The following is a 24,829-nucleotide window of genomic DNA, read 5'->3' as shown; positions in this document are numbered from 1 at the left end:
TATGTCATTATCTTAAAGTGGGATGAAAAAAATGTCAATGATTAAATGATAATAATTTTCATTATCATTGACTGTATTACCAATATCTCCTAAACTATTAATATATATTGATTAGGATGGATCATTGAAATGGATAAAATGTTGAGTGGAAAAAGAATATTAAAATTTGTAATCGTTACAATTGTTCTCATCTTATTAATGGGAATGAGTATTATTTTGGGGTACACCAATACATCGATTAGGTTATCTTATGAAGCTTTTACCTCCTTTGATGGAAGCAATGAGCATTTAATCATTCAAACGGTACGTTTACCAAGAGCTTTGATTGCAGCAAGCGTAGGTGCTTCTCTTGCAATAGCAGGTGTGTACATGCAAACCTTGACTAAAAACCCGCTAGCATCACCTGGCATTTTAGGGATCAATGCTGGAGCAAGCTTTGCGGTAGTTTTTGTACTTTCTGTCTTTAGCGTTTCAAGTCTTAGCATCTTTACATGGGTATCATTTTTAGGTGCTGCGATTGCTGCGCTAGCCGTTTACTTTATTGGAGGTGTAGGTAGGCAAGGGTTAACACCAATGAAAATAACACTTGCTGGAGCAGCGATAACAGCATTATTTTCCTCTTTTACACAGGGGATTTTGGTGTCCAATGAAGCAGCTCTTGATGAAGTCTTGTTTTGGTTATCGGGATCAATTCAAGGGAGAAAGCTGGAGATTTTAGTTTTCGTTTTCCCTTACTTATTCCTTGGATGGTTGCTAGCTCTCATTATGACTCCGATGATGAATGTAATGGCCATGGGGGATGATGTAGCAAAAGGATTAGGGTTAAAGGTTGGATTATTAAAGCTAACGGTAGGTGTTATTGTCATTTTACTTGCGGGGGATCTGTTGCAGTTGCAGGGCCGATTGGTTTTATTGGTATTGTCATTCCTCACATTGCACGAAGTTTAATAGGGACCGATCATCGATGGTTAGTTCCTTTTGCTGGTATTCTAGGGGGCGTACTTTTATTGGCTGCAGATATAGGAGCAAGATATATTGTGATGCCTCAAGAAGTACCAGTAGGAGTAATGACGGCCTTAATAGGAACACCATATTTTATTTATATTGCAAGGAAGGGGTTTAATAAAGGATGAGAGGATATCGTAGCATTCGCATAGGTAAGGATGAGGTATCCCTGCTTTTAGATAAAAATGCCCTTATAAAATTAGTAGTCCTTATTATTATGACTTTAGTCATTTTTATTGTAAGTATTGGTTTAGGCCAAGTTAAAATCGACCCATTCAAAGTAGTCAGTCTATTGTTTGGAGGGGGGACGGAGCTAGAACAGCTCGTCGTTAATCAGTTTCGATTGCCAAGAATATTTGCTGCCATGTTAGTCGGAATGGCGTTAGCTGTAGCAGGGGGAATTCTCCAAGGCATGATCCGAAATCACCTAGCGTCCCCAGATACAATAGGAGTAACAGCAGGGGCGGGTATGGCAGTTGTGGCCTTTTTATGGCTTTTTAGTGATGAAAATTATTCGTTAATTGTTAGTGTAAATTGGCTACCTGTTGTGGCATTTGTTGGAGCTTCGCTTGTTGCAGCTGCTGTATATTTTTTATCTTGGAAGGACGGTGTAACACCTATTCGACTTATTCTGATAGGAATAGGGATTTCGGCCTTGATGCAGGCAGGGACAACTATGTTTATGGTATTAGGTCCAATCTATATGGCAAGTCAAGCGAATATTTGGATTACAGGAAGCGTAAATAGCGTGACATGGGAAGATATAAATGTCCTCTTTCCAGTAACCCTTGTATTGTTAATTCTGGCTTTTATCTCGTCACGTAATGTGAATGTCCAAGCTCTAGGAGAAGATGTTGCAACAGGGGTTGGTAGCCCCGTTCAGCGCCATCGCCTTATTCTTTTAATGATTAGTACAGGTTTAGTAGGGACAGCTGTTGCCTTTGCAGGTGGTATTGGATTTGTAGGATTGATGGCACCACATATAGCCCGTAAGCTTGTTGGCTCCTCGTTCGGTTCATTGTTGCCTGTTTCTGCTTTAATAGGAGCGATTCTTGTTATGGTGGCGGATTTAATTGGGCGTACGTTATTCTTGCCATCCATTGTTCCAGCTGGTGTATTTACTGCCACTTTAGGTGCTCCCTATTTCATTTATCTTTTAATGAAAACAAAAAATGGTTAGTAGAAGGAGACTGTAGTTCATGCAAAGCATTTTACAAACTGAAAAACTCACTCTTGCTTATGGTGAAACAATTATTATTAAAGAGCTAGACTTGTTGATTCCTAAAGGTGAAATCACGGTATTTATTGGCGGGAATGGCTGTGGAAAGTCTACTCTCCTTCGCTCTATAGCTAGACTTTTAAAGCCTGAAGGAGGAAGTGTATTACTTGCTGGAGAAAGTATTGCAAACCTACCTACAAAAGAAGTTGCAAGGAAAATGGCCATTCTTCCTCAGGCACCAGATTCCCCAGAAGGGTTATCTGTTTTACAACTAGTTAAACAAGGGAGGTATCCTTATCAGAACTGGTTCAAGCAGTGGACAAAAGAGGATGAAAAACAAGTAATCAATGCCTTGAATTCTACCTCTTTATTAGAATTAAAGGACAGGGCAATTGATGAATTATCAGGAGGGCAAAGACAACGAGCATGGATAGCCATGACACTTGCACAAAACACAGATATCATTTTGCTTGATGAACCAACGACTTATTTAGATATGACACATCAAATTGAGATTCTTGATTTATTGTATGATTTAAACGAGAAGGAAAAGAGAACGATTGTAATGGTTCTTCACGATTTAAACCTTGCTTGTCGTTATGCTCATAACTTGGTAGCGATACGAAATCAACAGATTGTCGCACAAGGAAAGCCCGAGGATATTGTTAATACTGAACTTGTCCAACAAATTTTTGATATGCGGTGTGTTGTCACGGTTGATCCTATCGTAGGTACACCACTTTGTATTCCATACGGGAAAGGGCGATCTGTCGTTACTATTTAAGGCTATTTTGATCTTATTTTTACGATTTGGTTTAATTTCTAAAATAATTTAATTTAACAAAAAAATAGTCGGAGGAGTACTAGCATATGTTTATTCAAAACAAAACAATTATTGTAGCAGAAGGACACGCCGAAAAGATGGTTGAACGGTTTTCTTCTGAAGGAATAATTGAACAACAACCAGGTTTTATAGATTTAAGCATATTAAAGAAAAAGCAAAGAAAAGGGAATGAAGAAGTAATCATTATGATACGTTGGGAGTCTGAAAGTGCTTGGAAGACATGGGAAACAAGTGATGTTCATCTTGCAGGACATCGTGCAAATCGCGGGCAACCATCCCCCTCATTTATTATTGAAAGCAAACAAGAAGTTTATCATGTAATTGGACAAAAATAATATTGAAGGCAGTCAAATTTATAATGAGAAAATGCGTAGATTAAAGGAGTTTGAAAGCGGAAATCTACATTTAAATACATCACGGTGAGCCGTATCATAGTAGAGGCATAAGCAAGGTGTACCATCAAATTCAAGGAGGAATCTTGTGGTACAAGGTATTGATTATCACAGTTACGGCCATCTTCGCAAAAAAAGGCCCAGCAAGAAGGTGCAGGCCGAACCAAGAAGAGTGTGTGGAATTATTAAATTCATGCAGTCTGTAGGGGAAGATATCGCTATTGTGAAGTCAACGTAGACAAATCCTTTACTCTGAAGTCTCCTTGTTTCGCTCTCCTTCTCCAATGAAAGCAACATTATAAGTTACGCTTTGGGCTGTTTGAACACGTCGTCCTGCCACAGTTGATAAAGATAGATGATCAACGCAAAACCGACCATCATAGCAACAATAGCAATTGTAGGTAAAGTCGATTCACTCGAAACCATTCCCATTCGTTGCCATACGGGGTAAACGATGTACATAAATAATCCATCCAAAAGTATATTGACAGTCAGATAAACCCAAAATTTACCATAGGTAAAATGGAATACCCAGATAACAATAACTAAATATGCTCCATATACCCAAGGAACTGGGATGACCTTATCCCACCCGAATAGACTGGAACCTGTCTCTTTCCACCATCCATAATGGTACGCTGCTTGATACGCCAAGGTATGAATAACGGTCATAAATAGAGCGACCGGCATGTACCTGCGTATAGTATTCATTTTCAAAAGAAACAAGGACGCCCAAGGCAATATTAAGAGTAACCAGAGAAAAATCTGTTTCATGTCATTAATACCCTCACATTATTTTTATGTGTAGTGTTACTCTCGGTTCATATATTTATTCGATTTATCCCTAAAAGTAACTGAAACATTGAATTGGGTAAGTAGACTAACATTACTGGCTATTAAGTTTGGTGTTTTCTTTTAAAACTGATAACCTTTATAGTCAAATAGAATTTATTAAAAGGATCAATAGAGAAAGGAAATGAAGGGCTATGTTTATTTATAAAAATATTAATCCTTCTTGATAACATCAATCAAAAGCAAACCCGCTTTTTACCATTCCTTTGGCTCATAGTTGAGCTCTCTAAATAATTGTGTGCGTTCTTTTTTTGATAGATCTCTCCATTGTCCAGGAGGGAGATTTCCTAAATGGATATTCATAATCCGAATTCTTTGCAGTCTGTAGACTTCGTAGCCTAACTCTTCGCACATCCGACGAATTTGACGATTTAACCCCTGTTTTAAAATAATTTGAAAATCAAATTTTGATAACGGTCTTACTTCACAAGGAAGTGTTCTTGTGCCTAATATTTTTACGCCTTCAGACATGTTTTTTACAAATTCAGGAGTGATAGGCTTGTCTACTGAAACGATATATTCTTTTTCGTGCTCATTCTCAGCACGTAAAATCTCATTAACGATATCGCCATCGTTTGTTAAGAGTATTAAGCCTTCCGAGTCTTTGTCTAGTCGCCCTATATTAAATATTCTTAACGGGTGATTCACTAAATCAACAATATTTCCCTTTACCTTCTTTTCTGTTGTACTAGTAATGCCTACAGGTTTATTTAAGGCAATATAGACATTATTTCTAGCTACTCGAATCGGTGCTCCATTTACTAGAACATCATCCCCAGGCTCGACTTGGTCACCTATTTTTGCGCGTTTTCCATTTATTGTAACCCTTCCTTCAGTAATTAATTTGTCGGCACCACGTCTTGATGCTTTTCCAGCTTCACTAATAAATTTATTAATACGAATGTTAATCACGACCTTACGTTTGATAATTGTTTATCCGCGTATCAAATATACCTTATTTTAAAGAGCGAATCAAAAAGCCTCATTCTAAATAAATCACGGCGCACGACCATAAATCCGCGTTTACAACGAGCTCTAATAATCTGCCCCCATATAAGGTGCGAGCAGGTTATTAGAGTTTCTTATAAGTTCTCCCTAAACTATGCAGCATGATTAAATAAAATAAGCCAAATGAACTAAAATCAATAACCAACTGAGTTAGGCCTATGGATCCATTTTTTACCAAATGAACCTAAATCAGAATGATAAGTGCTATGATATTACTATTATTATTACATAGTAAAAGGGGAAAAAACATGAATAAGAAAAGCTTAGCGTTATTTGGAGCGATTTTTATGGCGCCACTTTTAGGGGCATGCGCAAGTGAAACAGACGTTAATGAAGAAGTAGAGCCTGCTGTAGCGGAAGAAAACCAAATTCAAGAAGAGCCGGTTAAATCTGATACGGAACAAAAAGACAATAACGTTGGAACGTTTCTGAATCCATATCTCGCAGAAGATTTAAACGCTGATGTGAAAGTTATTTATACAAATACAAATCCTGGATTGAAACATGAGTTTAGTGAAGATGTTGTTATTAACATTGATGAATACCAAATCGTGCATGTATCCAATATGAATGAGTCCAGTAAGTCGAATTTTGATGAGGAAGATGAAGGATATGTTCTTACATACAAGATGACATTGGTTAATGATTCAGATGAAGATGTGTATTATGCTGGAGGAGTTTCTTTATTGTCAGATGATGGAACAGAATATATTATTCCGAGACAGCACCTTGTCGACCGTGAGCAGTGGCTTAAGGATGATAGTAATGATAATTTCTCTCAATACTCCAAAGGGGCAACATACACGGGAATGAACGCTCATTCGATGACAAAAGCGCAGTTTGATAAGCTAAGTTCACCAACGCTAAAAATTGATGCATTCTTCTTAGAAGATGATGTCTCAAAAAGAATAGGTGAGGATGCTATATTCCAAATTCCTTTTAATGATGAAGGTGTTGAAAAAGCTGCAGTATCATCACAGCTCTATCAAGATAAAATGACGACCGATAATATCGCCGATAAAGAAGTGTTTTTTGAAGAGACCGACATGAATGAAACGAAAGAAATTGATGGGGTGAAGATCACTTTAAACGGTGTCCAGTATGCCGACTTGACGCCAACTGAGGCTTATAAAGATAGTTTTTCTGATTTTGGTGAGAACGGAGTTGTTGCGTTGACAGCGAAGGTAACAATTGAAAATGGAAGTGATACTCCATTTGATAAATTTTTCATTGATCGAAAACTAATTATTGATGGGAATCGCGGAACGATGTTTAATCAGGGTATGCTTGAGCCGAGTTTCAGTGGCACGGTAAACCCAGGTGACAAAGATGAGTTTCTAACTGTTTTCTTATTTAGAAAGGATGAATTTGCTATTTTTAACGAGTTTGAATTCCATCTTGGTCCGCTTAAAGATAGCGAAGCGAACCTGTTATTTAAAGAGAAGACTGTTACATTTGATTTGCCAGTGGAGAAATAATAAGGAAATCCGGTTCGGAATGGCTTGTTCATTTTGAACCGGATTTTTCGTAAAGGCTTTATTTTATAAATTTGTTGAGCGATCATAATGAAGAGATTTAAGAGTACATTCTCAATTTATTATGATATCGCCCTATTGGGACCACGGAGGGAGATCCAGAGACGGGGTCTTTTATGACCGTACAATGAAGACCAAATATATCTTCAATCAACGCATTTGTAATTACTTTTGATGGTTTCCCTTCTGCGACAAGCTTTCCTTTTTGAAGAGCGAAAATATGGTCTGCATAACGAGCGGACAAGTTAATATCATGAAGAACCATGACAATCGTTGTTCCATGTTTGCGGTTAAGGTCTGTCAGAAGGTCAAGAATTTCTATCTGATAGGTAATGTCTAAATAGGTTGTTGGTTCATCGAGAAATAAAATGTCAGTTTGTTGTGCAAGAGCCATCGCAATCCATACACGCTGTCTTTGACCACCTGAAAGTTCATCAATATGTCGATCTGAAAATTCGGTGATTTTCATTATTTCCATTGCTTCAGCAACAGCTTCATAGTCCTTTTTTGTCCAACCTTTTAGAAATGTTTGGTGTGGAAATCTCCCACGTCCAACTAAATCAGCAACCGTTATACCCTCAGGAACAATAGGTGATTGAGGCAAAAGGCCTAATACACGAGCCAATTGTTTTGGTGGAATTCTATTAATTGGTTTTCCGTCCAAGGTAACTTGCCCAGAAGTTGGTTTGATAAGCCTGGCCATTGTTTTAAGTAATGTAGATTTACCACAGCCATTGGCTCCAATAATAATGCTTATTTTATTGCTTGGGATCGATAAACTAACGTCATGTAAAATCGTTTTATGATCGTATCCAGCAGTGATTCCCTCAGATTGAAAAGTATGTGTTGGTTTCATTATAAATCTCCTTTTCGATTCATCCGAATGAGCAAGTAGATCAAGTAAGGTGCACCAAGAATACCTGTAATGACACCAACAGGATATCTAGAAGTGAATGCGAATTGTCCAATAAGATCTGATGCCAAAACCAATATAATTCCAACAAGACCTGCTGGAATTATATTTGAAAATCCAACACCAACTAGTCTTTTTGCGATTGGTCCAGAAAGAAATGCAACGAATGCGATCGGTCCTGTAGTAGCGGTAGCTAATGCAATGATAAGTACGGAACTAATAATAAGTAGAAATCTTGTCTTGTCAGTATTTATCCCAAGTGAAGTTGCTGCTTGCTCTCCAAGTTCTAACAAATCTAATCGTTTCCCGAGTACGATTAGAACAGGTGCAAAAATAAGAACAACCATAATAAGAGGATAAAGATTCTCCATTTTAACTCCATTTAGACTACCACTTAACCATCTCATTGCAGTAGGAAGATCGTGTTGCTGTCCAATTAATAATAAATAGGAGATGATAGCATTGAGCATTGCTTGAATACCAATTCCGATTAATATTAACCTACCAATAGAAAAAGAAGTTCCTTTTGATAAAAGGAAAATAACCAACACGGTAGTAAGTCCCCCAACAACAGAGGCAATAGAAACAACCGCATTACTTGCATGAAGGACAATAATACAAAATACAGCAGCAGCACTTGAGCCAGCTGTTATTCCGATAACATTGGGATTTGCTAAAGGGTTCCGCAACATGGTTTGAAATATATATCCACCAACTCCGAAAGCGAAGCCAGCAAAGACTCCTGCAACCATTCTTGGGAAACGAATCGTACCTACTGCAAAGGTTGCCCCTTGTACTTCCTCTCCTAGTAAAACACGTATGACATCCTGAGCTGGGTAAATCGTGTTCCCTAGCATTAGCATAGCGCAAGAAAGGAGCAGAGCTATGAGGGTGAGGAGAGAAGTAACGAGAATAAAACGACGACGTCTCTTTTTTCTACCTAACATTATAAGATTAATAGTTTCATTCATCATAGCGTACGCATTTTCGCTTTCATAGTTAGTAAGATTAAAATAGGCGCTCCAATAAATGCTGTAACGATACCAACTTCTAATTCCCCAGGACTACCGATAAGCCTACCGCATATATCTGATATCGTTAAAATAATGGCACCTGAAAGAGCAGACATTGGGATAACAAGGCGTAAATCAGGTCCGATAACAAGTCTTATTACATGGGTCGCTAATAGGCCAATAAAGCCAATGGGACCTGCTAATGCTGTTGTAGTGGCACACAATAGGACACCTCCAAAAGCAGCAATAAGTCTAAGTGTACCAGTACGCACTCCTAAACTTGTAGCGACTTCATCGCCTAATGCCAATGCATTGAGCGCTGGCGCTGTGAAAAATGCTATAAGTATTCCTACAACAAGAAAAGGAATAAAAGTAGAGATAGAGTTCCAACTTCCGGAACCAACACTACCTACTTGCCAAAACCTGAATTGATCCATAACGTTTGTGCGGGGAATCATAATGGCGATTACTAGAGATGATAGTGCTGCACTTGTAGCAGCGCCCGCTAAAACCAGTTTAAGGGGGTGGCACCGCCACTCCCCATAGAACCGATTCCGAATACAAAGATGGCTGTTATAATGGCTCCCGCCAGTGCAAGCCAAATGTATTGACCAGCTGTACTAATATTTAAAAAGGAAATACCACAAACGACAAAGAGAGACGCCCCTGTGTTTACTCCTAATATGCTAGGATCTGCGATAGGGTTGCGAGTGACCGACTGCATTAAAGCCCCAGAAACGCCTAACGCAGCACCACACATTAAACTAAATACAGTTCTAGTAATCCTTTGGCGAACAACACTTGCTTCATGGGATTGTATATCAGGACGGAATAAACCGTCTATTAGTTCAGTTGCTCCAATTGTACGAGAGCCAAAAGCAAGAGAGGCCCATACACATATACCGAGTAGAAAAATAAAGAGTATTAGAACTTTTATGAAATTCTTCGGTATAAGTAATTGCTTATTTTCTGAAATCGATGTCTGAATCATTTAATCTAATTTGCTAACAGCTTCTGAAAGTAATTGTAAGTATTCATCAATTGAATATTGAATCGAAAGTGGGTTTGGATTCCCAGATGCTGCGAGTGGAGTATTATCTCCAATAATGACAACAGATCCTCTTTCAATAGCTGGAACTTTCCCAAGGATTGGGTCAGCTTGCAGTGCTTTTAATGTATTTTCATCTCCATAAGATATTAAAACTTCTACATCATTCAGTGCGTCTGCGTTCTCAGCACTTAATTCAATATAAAAACTATTTGAATCGGCAATTTGACTCATGATACTCTCCGGGTATTCCATTCCTAGCTCAGCAAGGAACTCTCCTCTTGGATCAGCTGGTGTGTAGACGTAGAATTTTGACAAATCTGTAGCATTAATCATAGCAAATGCAGCTTTCTTCCCTTTTATTTCAGCGTGTTCATTTGCTTTATCTTGAATTAATTTCTCTGTATCAGCAATCAGTTGTTTTCCTTCTTCTTCCAGTCCCATGCCTATGGAATTGAATTTAATTTGATCACGCCATGTCGTTACCCAAGGACCAGTTTCATAAGCTACAACTGGAGCTATTTCACTTAAAGTGTCATATTCCTCTTGAGTAATACCTGAGTAGGCTGCTAATATGACATCTGGTTCAGCGTCTGAGATGGCTTCAAAATCTAAACCGTCAGTATCTTGGAAGATAGTTGGGTTTTCTTCACCAAGTTCTTTTAATTTCTCTGCAGTCCAAGGTAACATTCCGCTCTCATCTTGAACACCGTAGTTAGCTGCAGAGAATCCTACAGGGACAACACCAAGAGCAAGGGCAACGTCATGGTTTGCCCACGAAATGGTAACAACGCGTTCAGGTTTCTCATCAATAATCGTTTCCCCAAAAGCATGGTTGATTACTATTTCATTTTCAGATTCTATATCTTTGCTATCAGATTCCTTAGGTTCGGCGGTTAAACCTGATTGCTGACTGCAGCCAGCTAATGCAATCGTTAGTATAGCAATAAATAATGTTGTCAATAATGAATCGTTTCCTTTTCCATTCATTTACTATCATTCCTTATCATAAGTTCGTTTGATAATAATTATCATTATCGATAATATATAGTTTCATTTACTGTCTGTCAATAAAAAAATTAAGCCAGTGAAATAGGTGGCTTTATTTCACCTTTTTCACTGGCTTTTCATCTATAAATTTTTCTATTAAATTCTTTTTCATTTGTGGATGACCTTTTGTTTTTATCAGTCTTGCGAAAACAACAAATATGATCATAAATAAAGTAATCATTGCTACTGCTGCTGTTAAGATGATTGTGTCCGTTATTGTATTGTTTATGGCGGAAAAGATAACAGCTAGCGGTAGTACGGAAAGAATATAGAGTATGGGGATATAATAGACCGGTATGAACAGTAAACATTGATACTGTAATCCTCTGAAATACATCTTTCCTGTTGTACAGTTTGCTTGTTTTGCAAGTTCGCCAAACTCTTTAAAGTCCTGTATATTCTGCTTCCAAACGTCTATTATAAAAGAATTAATTAAGGTCATGAATCTTCCTCCTTTGCCAAACTAATTATACGACTGAAAGAAGCACTGTATGCCTTTAAGAGTATCAATGTTGCTTACATGCTCTTACAAACTCTATAAACAAAGTAAAGTTATTTTCATTTACCTCATAGTTGAACTCAGGATGCCACTGAACGGCTAAGATGAATGTATTGTTGGGCATGACAACTGCTTCTATTAATCCATCTTCAGCAGTTGCTGCGGGTACTAGCTGCTCTGATAGAGTCTTAATCCCTTGATGATGATAACTATTTACCTTCTCCATATCATATTCACTCCTAAAGTAGCATTTTCATTTTTATTTCTAATATGTTGTGATCTATTAGTAATTAATTATAGTATAAAATTGGTATTAACTTTAAAAATATGTAAAAATACTGGAACTAGTTTGGGGTGTTGGGGTGAAAAGAGATGATGAAAGATAATTTCGAGGAGTATCATGATCCTCAATTATATGATAAAGAAAATCAACAATATATACCTGAATTACCATTTCTATTGAAATGGGCAGCAAGAGTGAAAGGAACGATTATCGACCTAGCTTGTGGTACTGGGAGACTCACGATCCCTATGGCGGAAAATGGGTATAGTCTCATAGGAGTAGACATACATAATGGGAACATAGTTAATATTTATACAATTAGTCATTTTGACACATTAAATCAAGTGCAACATTATACAACAATTAGAAAATATAAAAGTAGCCGTGGTGAATTGGTTAATGAAAAGAGAACAACGATAAAGTTAAGATATGTTTTTCCGAAAGAAATGGAAAGACTATTGCTTTTGCATGGTTTTAAAATCATTGATGTTTATCGAGATTGGAACGGAGCACCGGTCACAAATGATAGTTATGACATGATATATGTTTGTGAAAAGGTTAGAGGATGATTGCTCTAACGTATAGAAAACTGACTCTTTGAATCTAGCAATTTTAAGGTCAGTTTTTTTGTTTGCTCATGAGTGAAATATTAAAAATACTATTGAATAATTATACAGTATAATGATATATTATTAAATATTCGACCGAGATTATAAATGGAATGTGAAATAGAAGAAGTAGGAGAGGGACAACATGGAAGCTGAGAAACTACAAACAACAGAAGATTTGAAAAAAGAAAAAGAGTATACCACAAAGGAATATATGAAGTTTTGGTTACCATCATTAATTGGGGTGTTGCTTTTTTTAGTCCCTATTTCAATAAACGATAAGGTTACGATAGGGTTAGGGGTGTTAGCGGATGCACTACAGGCTGCCATTGCTAGTCATATTCCATTAATTATGACGATTGTTCTTTGCATATCAGCTATTGGTAGTTTAGTTGTTACAATTACGAACCCTCAATTGATCAAGGACAAACCATTTCTAAATAGTTTATTTAATATTACTCCATTTTGGTTAGTACTTAGAATAATTGGTGCAGTATTTGCTATTGTTACATTGGGTCAAATAGGACCTGAATTCATCTGGTCACCATATACTGGTGGCGTAGTTCTTTACGATTTAATTCCGGTATTAATGGTTTGGTTCTTATTTGCTTGCTTATTTATGCCGCTTTTGCTGCAGTTTGGTTTAATGGATTTTATCGGGACATTGGTACGTAAAGTGATGTATCCATTATTTAAGCTTCCGGGTCGTTCTTCTGTCGATGCTTTAGCATCTTGGATGGGAAGTGGAACAGTAGGTGTTTTATTAACGACGCAACAATATGAGTCTGGTTACTATACAAAGCGAGAAGCATCTGTTGTCGCTACAAACTTTTCGATCGCATCGATTGCTTTTAGTCTAGTCATTGCAAAGTTTTTAGACATTGACCATATGTTTATTCAATTTTATTTTACAGTAATTGTAACGGGAATTATTGCTGCGATTATTTGCCCGAGAATCCCTCCGCTTTCATTAAAAAAGGATGGGTACTATGAACCGGTTGGAAAACAAATTGATGAAGTTGTTCCAGAAGGAGTATCAAGCTTCCGTTGGGGAGTTGAAAAAGCAGTAGAAAAAGCGAACCAGGTCAAGAGTTACCGTAGCGTTGTAAAAAGTGGAGTTCAAAATGTCGTTGATATTTGGTTTGCCTTAATTCCTTTGGTAATGGCATTGGGAACGGTTGCTCTTGTCATTGCTGAATTTACACCAATTTTTACTTACTTATCTTATCCTTTTGTCCCATTATTACAGTTATTACAAATTCCTGAAGCACAGGCTGCCGCTCCAGCTATGATTGTCGGGTTTGCTGACATGTTTTTACCTGCCGTTATCGGGAGTGGGATTGAGTCAGAGCTTACACGTTTTGTAATTGGTGTAATGTCGTTAACACAATTAATTTACATGTCTGAAATTGGAATTCTGTTATTAAAATCAAAAATTCCTCTATCATTTTTTCAGTTATTAATTATCTTTTTACAAAGAACGATTATTACCCTTCCAGTCGCTGCTGCAATGGCACACTTTTTATTCTTCTAAAAATAAGGTAAGGTAATAATACTAAAGTTAAATCAATTTTATTTCACTTCATATGGAAAAAGAGGCTAGGACAAAAGAGTTATTATTAATGAGAAATGCGAACAAAATGATTGTTGATGCATAGGTTTTGCATGGTTCGCCTTCTAAATAAAACCCTTTACTTATGTTCCAGCCTCTTTCTGTATGTTTATTAGAATGGTTGGAAAGGTGAATGATAACGTGAACGTTGAATCTTTTTTTTCAAAATATAGCAAAGAAGCACTACAAAATGATCCCCGGGTGAGTGGATGCCTTCGTTACCAGATGAGTGTATTCGTTTAAGTTCTGGCTACCCAGCTCCTTATCTTGTACCTGCTGAAGAGATAAAGGGAGCAGTTACTCATTTACTTGAGGAAGAGAAGGATCTACCATTGCATTATTTAGGTAGTCCTAAAATGGAGCAATTAAAAGGCCAGATACAAGAAAGATTAGCTATACGTGGTATTGATGTTGCCGAAAACGAACTGTTACTTACATCTGGTGCCTGTCAGGCGATTGATCTCATTGCTCGTATTCTTATTGATGATCAAACACTTGTTGCGATTGAAGCGCCGACGTATATGGAGGCGCTAGAGATTTTTTGTAATTACACGAATCAATTTATTAGTATTCCAGTCGATGAGCATGGATTACGAACCGATTTCTTAGAAGAGATCCTTGCAGAGAGAAAACAAAAAGGATTCAGCCTTCCGCGTTTTTTATATTCGATTCCAACGTTTCAAAACCCAACAGGTACGACGATGACAGAAGAACGTCGGAAGCATGTATTAGAATTAGCAGCCAAATACAACTTCCTCATTTTAGAGGACGATGCATACGGGGAATTAAGCTTTGGTGAGCAACAAACTCCATTAAAGGCTATGGATAACTACGGCCGTGTTTTACATGTGGGATCTTTATCGAAAGTAGTAGCCCCTGGAATGCGAATTGGGTGGGTAGCGGCAGTGCCTGAATTTATTACAGCTATGGCTTGGTTTAAAAAAGATTTGGACCATCCATTTGCTCAAGCAACGATGGCAGCTTATTTAGAGAGCACTAATATGAAAAAGCGATTAGAAACAATTAGAGCCACCTATCAAGCTAAATGCTCTGTTTTGCTTTCTGCATTGGAACAATATATGCCACAATCCGCCACGTGGTATGTTCCAGAGGGTGGATACTTTGTGTGGCTAAAAGTTTCGGTTGATACGTCCGAACTATTAGCTCAGGCCCTGAAAGAAGGGGTATCCTATGTCCCTGGTAAATACTTTTTCTTACATCAAAAAGAAGGAACGCAATTTCTCCGCCTTTCATTTAGTTATGCAGATGAAAAGAAGATTGTCGAAGGAATAAAAATCCTTGCGAAAGTTCTAAAAGAGGCAAAATAATTACAATTTTACTATTAAAAGCTGTTGGCCGTCTTAGGGTCAACAGCTTTTGGTTGTGTCTTACTTGCAAATTATTTGATTCCTTTTCCTCCTATATACAGAAAGGATGCCTTTTTAATTGAAGGCATCCTTTCTGTACGAATGTTACTTTGTATAATTATCAAAATATCCTTGGATATAGATCATTGGTGTTCCTTTGTCCCCACTACCTGAAGTTAAGTCAGATAATGATCCAATTAGGTCTGTTAATCTACGAGGTGTAGTTCCTTGAGCTTCCATTGCACCTACTAAGTCTGCATTTTTATTCTCAATGTAACCAGAAATAGCTTGTTTCAACTCTTCGCCACGAAGGTGCGAGAAGTTGTTATCCGCTAAATATTTTAATTTAACTTCATTAGGTGTGCCATCAAGTCCTGCTGTGTATCCTGGTGATACAACTGGATCAGCAAGTTCCCAAATCTGACCTACTGGATCTTTGAATGCACCATCTCCATAAACCATCACTTCAATTGTTTTGCCTGTGATTTCTTTGATTTTTGCTTGAATGCCATCAACAATCGGTTGACAGTTATTCGGGAAAAGCTTCACGCTGTCTTCGGTTGCTTTATTAGATCCAAGCAGACCATATTGTTCATTAAAGCCACTGTCATTGATTGGTTGTTTAAGGATATCATCAAGGCCATATACTTTATCAGCACCATTGTTAGTTAGAATGCGTTTTGTTCTGAAACGTGAGTGGATATCACAAGCTAATACATTTTTTGTGTAGTCTAAAATCGTTTTAGGGTCGTTTGAGAAGATCACTTCACACGTTGCGCCTTCTGTTTCAACTAAGCTTTTGTAATAATCGATATAGTCAACACCTGTGAATGGGTGCTTTTTGTATCCGAAATGAGTACGGAACTCTTTCTCTGATAAGACATCTGTCCAAGGATTAACCCCTTTTACATCTAATTCGTCAATGTCTACAAGGTGGTTCCCCACTTCATCAGATGGGTAGCTTAACATTAAGACAATCTTCTTTGCCCCTTTTGCAATCCCACGTAAGCAGTTAGAAAAACGGTTACGGCTAAGGATTGGGAAAATAACACCAATTGTTTCTTCACCAAATTTTGCTGAAATGTCAGTCGCGATATCTTCAATTGTTACATAGTTCCCTTGTGCACGAGCAACGACAGACTCTGTAATCGTGACAATATCACGGTCTTCAATTGAAAAACCTTCAACTTCTGCTGTATGTAATACAGTATCAACTACAATTTGTTCGATGTTATCGCCATTATTAATGATTGGTCCGCGAAGTCCGCGAACGACTGTTCCAACGACTCTTTCCAATTTGATCTCTCCTCTAATAAGAGTTTGTTTTTTGTTTAAGTACTAATGATGAACCTTATGTTACTATAACCTTTAAATGGATATAATTAAAATTAACAATAATAATATCAGATATAAGGAGTACTTATATGGTTGGGAAATTAGATGTTTATCGTATTTTTAACGTAGTTAGTCGCAATAAAAGTTTTTCAAAAGCTGCGCAAGAACTATATATGACCCAATCTGCTGTTAGTCAGGCCATCTCAAAGCTAGAGAAAGAATTAGAAATAAAACTTTTTTACCGCACTTCAAAGGGAGTCATATTAACAACTGAAGGCAATATTTTAAACGAACATGTTAGTTCAGCACTCGGCATGATTCATGCAGCAGAAGATAAGTTATTAGAATTCAAAAGTTTATTAACTGGACAATTACGCATTGGTGTAGGAGATACGATCTCTCGCTATTTTCTATTACCTTATTTGGAGGAATTTCATTTAGCTTACCCAGGAATTAAACTAACTATTTTAAATGGCACTACGACAGAAATTTGTGATTTCATTAAAACGGGAAAAGCAGACATTGGGATATGTAATTTGCCCATTCAAGAGGAACACCTTGAAGTTATACCGTGTAAGGAAGTCCAAGATATTTTTGTTTGTGGAGAAAAATATAAGAAGCTAACTACAAAACCAATTAGTTTAGAGTATTTAATGAGAATGCCGCTCATTTTTTTAGAAAAAAAATCGAATTCACGAATGTTTGTTGAAAACTTCTTTAAGGAGAAGGGATTTCAAGTCTCACCTGTTTTTGAGCTGGGTTCTTATGACCTTGTAGTAGAATTTACAAAAATAAATTTAGGGATTTCATGTGTCACAAAAGAGTTCTCGAAGGATTACTTAGAAAGAGGAGATTTATACGAGATACCATTAGCAGAGAAAATTCCTAAAAGGAGCATTGGTATATGCTACTTAAAGAGTGTTCCGTTATCACGTGCTGCAGAGAAATTTGTTGAACGAGTGAAACAGGTAAAGTAGCCGTACAGTAGTGAAAGTTGCTATTGCATTTTTGTGTTAATCATCAATACTTTATAGTAGGGTTAATAAAATAACAGATTATTTTTACTTTAATACAATAATATGGGAGGGTGATCATATGAATATTTTGGTACACGGAGCAGGAGCGCTCGGTGCGTACTTTGGTGGAAGATTGTTAGAATCAGGTCAAAACGTTTCATTTTTTGTGAGAGAAAAGCGGGCGGGTCAATTAAAAGAGAGGGGTCTTAAAATAAACAGCCCTGAAGGAAGATTTGAGGAAAAAGATTTAACGATTTATACAAAACCTGAAGAGGTAGAGTCTATAGATTTAATTATTTTAGCTGTTAAGGGATATCATCTTGAGCAAGCTATATCACAAATTCAAACAATTGTTCGACAAACAGGAGCTTTTGTGCTCCCATTGTTAAATGGTATTGAGCATGTAGAGACACTACAGCAAGCTGTTGGGAAAGTAAAGGTAATTGGAGGTTTTGCCTCTATTATTGCAACATTAACGGAAGATGGTTATGTAGAGCATACGAGTGCTAGCGGCACGATTAAGTTTGGAATTCTTCATGAAGAACAAAAAGAGATATGTAAACAGTTAGAAGAGATACATAGCCATGCGAAAATGAACTTAATTAGGGAAGAAATTATTTTAAAACATATGTGGAAAAAGTATATATTTATCACAGCTTTCTCAGGAATTACTTCAGCAATGCAACTACCTGCAGGGTTTATAAACAAGTCACAAGCATCATTTAAGGCCGCAAAAAATGTAATCTATGAAATGAGTAAACTAGCAAGACTAGAGGGGATAACATTATCAGATCAAGAAGTAGACGTAATGGCTAATCGTTTGAAAGGGTTTCAGGAAGAAGCGACATCTTCTATGCATCAAGATATGAGAAAGGGATTATTTATAGAAGTTGAACATTTACATGGAGCAGCGTTACGTATAGCTGATAAACACGACTCTTCAATACCTGTTACAGAAACATTATATGGGGTCTTAAAGCCATATGAACATGGAAATCCTAATTGGTAAAATGGGCAAAGCACCCTTATAAATTAGGTAAAATATGTATATTATGTACATATAAGTAAAAGTATTCGTAACTTTCTTCATATATAAAAGTAGATAAATATTTTAATTTTAAAAAAATAATGATACACTATAAGTATGTTATATGTTGATCCAGAAAAGATGTGTGACTAGGTCGCACCCTTGCCTTGCTTTTAATACCTTATAGGGAGCGCTTACATCCTTTCTGTAAAATCTTAGGATATAAGGACGGTAAAAATGAGTAACAGACATAATCAAACAGACGTTATCTTAATTGGTGCCGGAATCATGAGTGCGACTTTGGGGGTACTTCTGAAAGAGTTAGTACCAGATTGGAAGATTTCAGCATTTGAGAAACTAACAGATGCTGGAGAGGAAAGCTCTAATGAATGGAATAATGCAGGAACAGGGCATGCGGCACTTTGTGAACTTAATTACACAAATGAAAGAGCAGATGGATCTGTAGACATTACAAAAGCAATCCAAATAAATGAACAGTTCCAAGTATCGATGCAGTTCTGGTCTTACCTTGTTAAAAAGAAATTAATAAACAACCCACAGGACTTTATTAAGGCATTGCCTCATATGAGTTTAGTATTGGGCGAACAGAATGTTTCTTTCTTAAAAAGACGTTTTGAAGCGTTATCAAATAACCCACTCTTCGAGAGTATGGAGTTTTCTGATGACCCTGAAACGTTAAAGGAATGGATTCCGCTCATTATGCAAGAGCGGGGAACAGATGAACCTATAGCAGCAACCAAAATTGACGGTGGAACGGATGTCAACTTTGGGGCTTTAACGCGCATGTTATTTGAACATTTAGAGCAACAAAATGTAAAAGTTAACTACCAGCATACTGTGGAAGATATTAAGCGTGCTAGTGATGGTATGTGGGAATTAAAAGTACGTAACGCACGCAGTGGTGAAGTTGAACGCCATGCGGCCAAATTCGTCTTTATCGGAGGTGGAGGTGGAAGCCTACATCTTCTACAAAAATCAGGTATTCCAGAAGGAAAACAAATTGGTGGATTCCCGGTAAGTGGGATCTTCATGGTTTGTAATAATCCTGAAATCGTAGAACAGCATCATGCTAAAGTATACGGAAAGGCGAAGGTGGGAGCTCCACCAATGTCGGTCCCACATCTTGACACACGTTTTATTGATAAGCAAAAATCGTTACTATTTGGACCGTTTGCTGGCTTTTCGCCAAAGTTCTTAAAATACGGTTCGGCGTTTGACTTGTTAACCTCGGTCAAACCAAATAACTTATTAACGATGTTGGCAGCTGGAGCTAAAAACATGTCGCTAACAAAATATTTAATTGAGCAAGTGATGTTATCAAAAGAAAAGCGCATGGAAGAATTACGTGAATTTATCCCAAACGCTAAGAGCGAAGATTGGGATTTGATTATAGCTGGACAACGTGTCCAAGTAATTAAAGATACAGAAGCTGGTGGAAAAGGAACGCTTCAGTTTGGTACGGAAGTGATTAGTGCTTCTGATGGCTCAATTGCTGCCTTACTAGGAGCTTCACCAGGTGCCTCTACGGCGGTCCATGTAATGCTTGATGTATTAACGAGATGTTTCCCTGAACAAATCAAAGAATGGGAGCCGAAAATTAAAGAGATAATTCCTTCTTATGGCTTATCTTTAATGGAAAATCCAGCATTATTGCAAGAAGTATTGGCTTCAACGGCAGAGTCGTTAGAGTTAGAGACTAATCAACAAGTCAGTTTAACAGAGGAAAAAAAAATGTTAGTCCAAGCATAAATTGCGATTAGGCAATTTATGCTTTTTTTTGGGGATTAGCAATTGTATGTAGTAAAACGACAAGCTTATTTATTGAAGTAAATTCAAATAGGCCTACTTTTTCAATTGCTTCTTTTCGTTACGGTTTTCAGTAAGAACACGATCGATATCAAGAAATGGCTTCCCGCGTACGGCCTCGTTCGAGACAATGTGATCTGTTTGGTTCTTTTTCATTTAAACCCCGCCTCTCTTTTTTAAATTCTTCTCTTTATGTAGCTTGTCCAACCTAGCAAGCTACATGTACGAGCGTGGCAAAGGAAGAAGAAGGGGTAGCGGTGATAAGAGTCGTGCATAATAATCGATGTGAAAGAGATAGACATTTTACCAATTTTAAGTATAATGGCAGATGAGAAGGCATTGGGACGGTGAATCTAGAGATGAAGAAAGTAACAGTTGGAACTTTAGTAGAAAAGTTCTCATTAAAGGTGTTAGCTGGTCAAGATCAGTTGGGACAAATGATTACACAACCAAGGGTGCATCGTCCTGGTTTAGAGTTTGTTGGTCATTTTGACTTCTTTCCAACAGAAAGAGTTCAAATATTAGGAAGAAAAGAAATTAATTATTTACATAAGTTAACCAAAGAGGAACGTAAAGTTCGGATTGGAAACATTGTTCATTATCATCCGCCTTGCTTCATTGTTACAGCTGGCGATCAAGGGTTAACATATTTAACTCAACATTGTATTGAAGAAAAAATCCCTCTACTAGTTACAAAAAAAGTGGAAACGACATCAGAATTTATTACGAAGCTTGATGCATTTCTTGTCAAAAAGTTAGCGCCGGAAATTGCCATACATGGTGTGTGTATGAATGTATTTGGAGTTGGGATTTTACTTCGAGGACACTCTGGGGTTGGCAAGAGTGAAATGGCACATACATTAATTGGCCGTGGGCACCGGCTAGTGGCGGACGATATAGTCGTTTTAAAAAAGCTAAGCCCTCAAACATTGTTAGGCACACATGATGATAATACCGCACAATTTTTGGCACTTCGAAGTATTGGGTTATTAAACGTCGTACGGATGTATGGACAAAAAGCGTACCAAGAAGAAACGAGAATTGCTCTTGATATTAAATTAACGAAATGGCAGAAAGATGCCTTAAATAATGAACTCGAGCAGGAAGCTCATTATTCCGAATATATGGGTGTGAAAGTTCCATCAATTGAGATTCAGCTCCAACCAGGACGAGATGTACCGGGTTTAATTGAAGCAGCTGCAAATAACTGGTATTTGAGACAGCAAGGATATAGTGCGGCAGAGGAGTTTATGAGCAGGATTGAGGCCGAGACGGAGGAATAGGTTCAAGGAGAGAGTGTGTTGCGCACTCTTTTTTAATGGGACAGCGCTGAATAAAGAGTTTGTAAATGAGCCATGTTCAAATTAAACATATTTATACTTGATTATTTTTAGAATATTTACTATAATTTAAATTAATCTAAAGGCTATGTGTGACTGGCGAACGCGGATAACCGTGAGGGAGCACATAGTGTCGTAGCCGTTCGCCTGGGCAGAGGTAAGGGAGTTTCTTAACTTCCCTTGCCTCTTTCTGCTTACAGGAGGGGATAGTCGACTATATTATTTGAGAGTTTCTATGATTGACGACGAGTAGGAAATTTGGTTACTATTAATTAATTTAACAAGTACAATATCAAACATAAAAGATAAGGGGAGAGAAAGTAAATGGGTACAGTAACTGTAGACAAAAAGAAGACGATTCAAACCTTAAATAATATAGCTGAATGTGGGTTAGACGTTTTTAATGATCAATATATCATTGATAACGACAATGACAATCCTGATGCCATCGTTCTTCGTAGTTTCAACATGCATTCAATGGAGTTTGGTAGCAACTTAAGAGCAATTGCTCGTGCTGGAGCAGGTGTAAATAATATTCCTGTTGAAAAATGTACGGAAAAAGGAATTGTTGTTTTTAATACGCCAGGTGCGAATGCAAATGCTGTTAAAGAGCTTGTTCTCACATCAATCATGGCTTCGTCTCGTAACTTGTTTGCTGGTATAGCTTGGACTAAGACGTTAGATGGCCAAGGAGATCAAATCCCAAAGCTAGTTGAAGCAGGGAAGAAGCAATTTGTTGGTAAGGAAGTAAAAGGGAAGACGTTAGGGATTATCGGTCTAGGAGCGATTGGTGCTCTTGTAGCAAACGATGCTCTAGGCTTAGATATGGATGTTATTGGCTTTGACCCATTTATTTCTGTCAATACTGCTTGGAACTTATCTCGTAATGTACAGCGTGCAATGTCAATTGAAGAAGTGTTTGCTAACTCTGACTTTATTACAGTTCACGTACCACTAACAGATGATACAAGAGCGATGTTCAATGAAGGAACGTTTAGCATTATGAAGCCTGGTGTTCACATTTTGAATTTCTCACGTGGTGAGCTTGTGAATGAAAAGGATATGGCTGAAGCGCTTGAAAGCGGAAGAGTTGGTAAGTATATTACTGACTTCCCGAATGAAAATATTTTAAAAATGAAAAACGCTGTTCCAGTTCCACATCTTGGCGCTTCTACGAAAGAATCAGAGGAGAATTGTGCCATTATGGCTTCTCGTCAAGTGAAGGAATTTCTTGAAACAGGAAACATTAAGAACTCAGTGAACTTCCCGAACGCTTACCTTCCGTATACAGGTAAAACACGTGTCGCGGCATTTCATAAGAATGTTCCAAATATGGTTGGACAAATTACATCAGAAATCTCTGAGTATCATTTAAATATTGCTGACATGGTGAACAGAAGCCGTGGAGACTATGCTTATACGATGATTGACATTGAAAATGAAGTAAATGGCGATGTGATTCCTGGATTAGCAGAGAAGATTAATCAAATTGAAGGTATGGTTTTAACTCGTATTATTTAATAAAGTAAGTAAGCTGCTCTAACTCATAAGTTAGGGCAGCTTTTTCTATCTATGCTTCTCCATAAATACACCGGAGTCACAGAGGGACAGGTCAATTCTTTTGACAGAACAATAGATAATTGTTGTGTCAACGAAGGAAATATCGTATATTTAATTGAGAATGATAATTAATCCCAGTTGGTTTTACGAAGGAGTGGATCAAGCTGAAACACCTAGAACAATTTGATGTAACAATTATTGGAGGAGGCCCAGCCGGTCTATATTCGGCTTTTTATAGTGGGCTACGTGGAATGAAAACAAAGATTATTGAGTTTCAACCGCAATTAGGTGGAAAGATTCATGTGTATCCAGAGAAGATGATTTGGGATGTTGGTGGCTTAACACCGGTTCCCGGAGCAAAATTAATTGACCAACTAGTAGAACAAGGGTTAACGTTTAATCCAACAGTGGTGTTAAATGAAAAAGTAGAGTTCATAGGTCAGAATAAAGAGGGAAGCTTTTTGCTGAAGGGAGCTAGTGGTCAAGAGCATTTATCAAAAACGGTGATTGTTGCTGTTGGAGGTGGTATTTTAAATCCACAAAAGCTGCCGATAGAAGGAGCGGAACGATTTGAAGTGTCAAACTTACATTATACGGTCAAATCGCTAAAGCGTTTTAAAAATAAAACCGTCATGATCTCAGGAGGAGGAAACTCAGCAATTGATTGGGCCAATGAATTAGAACCTGTTGCTAAGAAGGTCTACTTAACATATCGTAATGAGCAACTAAAGGGACATGAAGCACAAGTTACACAGCTTCATAATAGTTCTGCTTCCTGCTTGCTGCAAACAGAAATCACGAAGTTAATTGCTGGGCCAGATCAAGACGAGATTAAACAAGTTGAATTGAAAAATAAGCAAACTGGGAATGTTTCTTTGCTTGAAATAGATGAAGTAATTATTAATCATGGCTATGAACGAGACTCGACCTTGCTCGGAAATAGTCCATTAGTAGTTGAAAGAATTGAGGATTTTTATATAAAAGGAACGGCAAGTGGAGAGTCTTCTATTCCAGGGCTTTTTGCTGCTGGCGATATTTTGAAGCATGAAGGCAAGCTGAACTTAATTGCAGGTGCATTCCAAGATGCTGCCAATGCCGTTAATAAAGCAAAGCAATTCATTGACCCTGAGGCGAAACATAAAGCAATGGTATCCTCACACAATGAAGTATTTAAAGATAGAAATAAAGAATTAGTGAAACAGATGATAAAATGAGTTGAAGTGATACAGAAGGGAGTACCCCTTTTGTATCACTTTTTATTTTGCCCAAAGAACTGTTGCTCTAATGATCAAAAACATACCTACTTTTTTCTTTAAAACGCACCCTGAAATTGGGATTTACACGAACTAGAAAGGTATTTAGAGTTTGAAAGACTATATTCGAGCTAATTCATCCCAATGGACGTTAGTAGATAGTAAGAAGGATTAATAGCGTTATATGAAAGATTAGTATGTTCAGACTAATTTGACAACTATT

At 37.4% G+C, this 24,829-nt stretch carries 20 protein-coding genes, 3 pseudogenes and 1 riboswitch; of the genes and pseudogenes, 14 read left to right on the top strand and 9 right to left on the bottom strand.

Going from position 1 to position 24,829, the window contains the following annotated elements; genetic code table 11:
• Positions 1–129 precede the first annotated feature (129 nt).
• The 4 genes and pseudogenes from BkAM31D_RS23150 to BkAM31D_RS23135 all read left to right on the top strand — a co-directional run bounded on the left by BkAM31D_RS23150 (position 130) and on the right by BkAM31D_RS23135 (position 3,403).
• A pseudogene (locus BkAM31D_RS23150) lies at positions 130–1,133 on the top strand (FecCD family ABC transporter permease).
• Complete coding sequence (locus BkAM31D_RS23145) at positions 1,130–2,185, top strand: FecCD family ABC transporter permease (protein ID WP_066155249.1); 1,056 nt, start codon at positions 1,130–1,132, stop codon at positions 2,183–2,185. The pseudogene BkAM31D_RS23150 and the gene BkAM31D_RS23145 overlap by 4 nt, the downstream one beginning before the upstream one ends.
• A gap of 19 nt (positions 2,186–2,204) precedes the next feature.
• Complete coding sequence (locus BkAM31D_RS23140; protein WP_066155246.1) at positions 2,205–3,008, top strand: ABC transporter ATP-binding protein; 804 nt, start codon at positions 2,205–2,207, stop codon at positions 3,006–3,008.
• Positions 3,009–3,094: 86 nt separating this feature from the next.
• Complete coding sequence (locus tag BkAM31D_RS23135; RefSeq protein WP_066155243.1) at positions 3,095–3,403, top strand: antibiotic biosynthesis monooxygenase family protein; 309 nt, start codon at positions 3,095–3,097, stop codon at positions 3,401–3,403.
• A gap of 360 nt (positions 3,404–3,763) precedes the next feature.
• Here BkAM31D_RS23135 and BkAM31D_RS23130 read toward each other — a convergent pair whose 3' ends face one another.
• Both BkAM31D_RS23130 and rluF read right to left on the bottom strand, forming a co-directional pair.
• A complete protein-coding gene (locus BkAM31D_RS23130; protein ID WP_066155241.1) occupies positions 3,764–4,234 on the bottom strand; it encodes a hypothetical protein in 471 nt (156 codons plus the stop codon).
• Positions 4,235–4,507: 273 nt separating this feature from the next.
• Positions 4,508–5,215 (bottom strand): 23S rRNA pseudouridine(2604) synthase RluF, encoded by a 708-nt coding sequence (rluF, locus tag BkAM31D_RS23125; protein ID WP_066155371.1) that lies wholly within the window; start codon positions 5,213–5,215, stop codon positions 4,508–4,510.
• 353 nt (positions 5,216–5,568) lie between these two features.
• Here rluF and BkAM31D_RS23120 point away from each other — a divergent pair, with 353 nt between their 5' ends.
• Positions 5,569–6,798, top strand: a complete 1,230-nt coding sequence (locus BkAM31D_RS23120) for a DUF5068 domain-containing protein (RefSeq protein ID WP_066155238.1) — start codon at positions 5,569–5,571, stop codon at positions 6,796–6,798.
• A 97-nt stretch (positions 6,799–6,895) separates the two neighbouring features.
• Here the strand turns inward: BkAM31D_RS23120 and BkAM31D_RS23115 are convergent, their stop codons facing one another.
• The 6 genes and pseudogenes from BkAM31D_RS23115 to BkAM31D_RS23090 all read right to left on the bottom strand — a co-directional run bounded on the left by BkAM31D_RS23115 (position 6,896) and on the right by BkAM31D_RS23090 (position 11,604).
• A complete protein-coding gene (locus BkAM31D_RS23115) occupies positions 6,896–7,711 on the bottom strand; it encodes an ABC transporter ATP-binding protein (RefSeq protein WP_066155235.1) in 816 nt (271 codons plus the stop codon).
• Entirely contained in the window at positions 7,711–8,742 is a 1,032-nt protein-coding gene (locus tag BkAM31D_RS23110; protein ID WP_066155231.1) for a FecCD family ABC transporter permease, read from the bottom strand. The genes BkAM31D_RS23115 and BkAM31D_RS23110 overlap by 1 nt, the downstream gene beginning before the upstream one ends.
• Positions 8,739–9,772 (bottom strand): annotated as a pseudogene (locus BkAM31D_RS23105) (FecCD family ABC transporter permease). Before BkAM31D_RS23105 ends, BkAM31D_RS23110 begins: the two are co-directional and overlap by 4 nt.
• Entirely contained in the window at positions 9,773–10,819 is a 1,047-nt protein-coding gene (locus BkAM31D_RS23100) for an iron-siderophore ABC transporter substrate-binding protein (protein ID WP_066155229.1), read from the bottom strand.
• A 112-nt stretch (positions 10,820–10,931) separates the two neighbouring features.
• Positions 10,932–11,321: a hypothetical protein gene (locus BkAM31D_RS23095; protein ID WP_066155226.1), complete on the bottom strand. Its 390-nt coding sequence runs from the start codon at positions 11,319–11,321 to the stop codon at positions 10,932–10,934.
• A 64-nt stretch (positions 11,322–11,385) separates the two neighbouring features.
• The gene (locus BkAM31D_RS23090; RefSeq protein WP_066155222.1) at positions 11,386–11,604 is read right to left on the bottom strand and encodes a gamma-glutamyl-gamma-aminobutyrate hydrolase family protein; all 219 of its coding nucleotides are present in this window, start codon (positions 11,602–11,604) and stop codon (positions 11,386–11,388) included.
• A 146-nt stretch (positions 11,605–11,750) separates the two neighbouring features.
• On the opposite strand from BkAM31D_RS23090, the gene BkAM31D_RS23085 reads away from it, so the two are divergent.
• The 3 genes and pseudogenes from BkAM31D_RS23085 to BkAM31D_RS23075 all read left to right on the top strand — a co-directional run bounded on the left by BkAM31D_RS23085 (position 11,751) and on the right by BkAM31D_RS23075 (position 15,209).
• Positions 11,751–12,230, top strand: coding sequence for a methyltransferase domain-containing protein (locus tag BkAM31D_RS23085; RefSeq protein WP_066155218.1), 480 nt, complete (start codon positions 11,751–11,753; stop codon positions 12,228–12,230).
• 184 nt (positions 12,231–12,414) lie between these two features.
• Positions 12,415–13,803 carry a YjiH family protein gene (locus BkAM31D_RS23080; protein ID WP_066155215.1) on the top strand — a complete coding sequence of 463 codons (1,389 nt, stop codon included), beginning with the start codon at positions 12,415–12,417 and terminating at the stop codon, positions 13,801–13,803.
• A 219-nt stretch (positions 13,804–14,022) separates the two neighbouring features.
• Positions 14,023–15,209, top strand: a pseudogene (locus BkAM31D_RS23075) (aminotransferase-like domain-containing protein).
• 144 nt (positions 15,210–15,353) lie between these two features.
• On the opposite strand, the gene BkAM31D_RS23070 reads toward BkAM31D_RS23075, so the two are convergent.
• Positions 15,354–16,544: a coenzyme F420-0:L-glutamate ligase gene (locus tag BkAM31D_RS23070; protein WP_066155211.1), complete on the bottom strand. Its 1,191-nt coding sequence runs from the start codon at positions 16,542–16,544 to the stop codon at positions 15,354–15,356.
• Between the two features lie 128 nt (positions 16,545–16,672).
• Here BkAM31D_RS23070 and BkAM31D_RS23065 point away from each other — a divergent pair, with 128 nt between their 5' ends.
• The 6 genes from BkAM31D_RS23065 (at position 16,673) to BkAM31D_RS23040 (ending at position 24,567) form a co-directional block, all read left to right on the top strand.
• On the top strand, positions 16,673–17,560 hold the full coding sequence (locus BkAM31D_RS23065) for a LysR family transcriptional regulator (RefSeq protein ID WP_066155208.1): 888 nt from the start codon (positions 16,673–16,675) through the stop codon (positions 17,558–17,560).
• 118 nt (positions 17,561–17,678) lie between these two features.
• Positions 17,679–18,608, top strand: coding sequence for a ketopantoate reductase family protein (locus BkAM31D_RS23060; RefSeq protein WP_066155206.1), 930 nt, complete (start codon positions 17,679–17,681; stop codon positions 18,606–18,608).
• 255 nt (positions 18,609–18,863) lie between these two features.
• Positions 18,864–20,396 carry a malate:quinone oxidoreductase gene (locus tag BkAM31D_RS23055; protein WP_066155203.1) on the top strand — a complete coding sequence of 511 codons (1,533 nt, stop codon included), beginning with the start codon at positions 18,864–18,866 and terminating at the stop codon, positions 20,394–20,396.
• A gap of 416 nt (positions 20,397–20,812) precedes the next feature.
• A complete protein-coding gene (hprK, locus tag BkAM31D_RS23050; RefSeq protein ID WP_066155366.1) occupies positions 20,813–21,736 on the top strand; it encodes an HPr(Ser) kinase/phosphatase in 924 nt (307 codons plus the stop codon).
• Positions 21,737–21,875: 139 nt separating this feature from the next.
• Positions 21,876–21,953, top strand: a riboswitch (ZMP/ZTP riboswitch).
• 164 nt (positions 21,954–22,117) lie between these two features.
• The gene (locus tag BkAM31D_RS23045) at positions 22,118–23,314 is read left to right on the top strand and encodes a phosphoglycerate dehydrogenase (RefSeq protein WP_066155200.1); all 1,197 of its coding nucleotides are present in this window, start codon (positions 22,118–22,120) and stop codon (positions 23,312–23,314) included.
• A gap of 203 nt (positions 23,315–23,517) precedes the next feature.
• Positions 23,518–24,567: an NAD(P)/FAD-dependent oxidoreductase gene (locus BkAM31D_RS23040; protein WP_066155198.1), complete on the top strand. Its 1,050-nt coding sequence runs from the start codon at positions 23,518–23,520 to the stop codon at positions 24,565–24,567.
• Positions 24,568–24,829 lie beyond the last annotated feature (262 nt).

Origin of the sequence: Halalkalibacter krulwichiae, from assembly GCF_002109385.1 — a bacterium.
Lineage (GTDB): Bacteria > Bacillota > Bacilli > Bacillales > Bacillaceae_D > Halalkalibacter > Halalkalibacter krulwichiae.
The sequence above is the reverse complement of the archived record's forward strand: the minus strand, read 5'-3'. Positions and strand labels throughout refer to the sequence as shown.

What these genes read in the sequence shown, in the direction of transcription:
- BkAM31D_RS23115 (WP_066155235.1), bottom strand. Translation starts at nt 7,711, where the DNA reads ATGAAACCAACACATACTTTTCAATCTGAGGGAATCACTGCTGGATAC.
- BkAM31D_RS23100 (WP_066155229.1), bottom strand. Translation starts at nt 10,819, where the DNA reads ATGAATGGAAAAGGAAACGATTCATTATTGACAACATTATTTATTGCT.
- BkAM31D_RS23145 (WP_066155249.1), top strand. Translation starts at nt 1,130, where the DNA reads ATGAGAGGATATCGTAGCATTCGCATAGGTAAGGATGAGGTATCCCTG.
- hprK (WP_066155366.1), top strand. Translation starts at nt 20,813, where the DNA reads ATGAAGAAAGTAACAGTTGGAACTTTAGTAGAAAAGTTCTCATTAAAG.
- BkAM31D_RS23120 (WP_066155238.1), top strand. Translation starts at nt 5,569, where the DNA reads ATGAATAAGAAAAGCTTAGCGTTATTTGGAGCGATTTTTATGGCGCCA.
- BkAM31D_RS23060 (WP_066155206.1), top strand. Translation starts at nt 17,679, where the DNA reads ATGAATATTTTGGTACACGGAGCAGGAGCGCTCGGTGCGTACTTTGGT.
- BkAM31D_RS23130 (WP_066155241.1), bottom strand. Translation starts at nt 4,234, where the DNA reads ATGAAACAGATTTTTCTCTGGTTACTCTTAATATTGCCTTGGGCGTCC.
- BkAM31D_RS23090 (WP_066155222.1), bottom strand. Translation starts at nt 11,604, where the DNA reads ATGGAGAAGGTAAATAGTTATCATCATCAAGGGATTAAGACTCTATCA.
- BkAM31D_RS23065 (WP_066155208.1), top strand. Translation starts at nt 16,673, where the DNA reads ATGGTTGGGAAATTAGATGTTTATCGTATTTTTAACGTAGTTAGTCGC.
- BkAM31D_RS23135 (WP_066155243.1), top strand. Translation starts at nt 3,095, where the DNA reads ATGTTTATTCAAAACAAAACAATTATTGTAGCAGAAGGACACGCCGAA.
- BkAM31D_RS23095 (WP_066155226.1), bottom strand. Translation starts at nt 11,321, where the DNA reads ATGACCTTAATTAATTCTTTTATAATAGACGTTTGGAAGCAGAATATA.
- BkAM31D_RS23045 (WP_066155200.1), top strand. Translation starts at nt 22,118, where the DNA reads ATGGGTACAGTAACTGTAGACAAAAAGAAGACGATTCAAACCTTAAAT.
- BkAM31D_RS23140 (WP_066155246.1), top strand. Translation starts at nt 2,205, where the DNA reads ATGCAAAGCATTTTACAAACTGAAAAACTCACTCTTGCTTATGGTGAA.
- BkAM31D_RS23055 (WP_066155203.1), top strand. Translation starts at nt 18,864, where the DNA reads ATGAGTAACAGACATAATCAAACAGACGTTATCTTAATTGGTGCCGGA.
- BkAM31D_RS23080 (WP_066155215.1), top strand. Translation starts at nt 12,415, where the DNA reads ATGGAAGCTGAGAAACTACAAACAACAGAAGATTTGAAAAAAGAAAAA.
- BkAM31D_RS23085 (WP_066155218.1), top strand. Translation starts at nt 11,751, where the DNA reads ATGATGAAAGATAATTTCGAGGAGTATCATGATCCTCAATTATATGAT.
- BkAM31D_RS23110 (WP_066155231.1), bottom strand. Translation starts at nt 8,742, where the DNA reads ATGATGAATGAAACTATTAATCTTATAATGTTAGGTAGAAAAAAGAGA.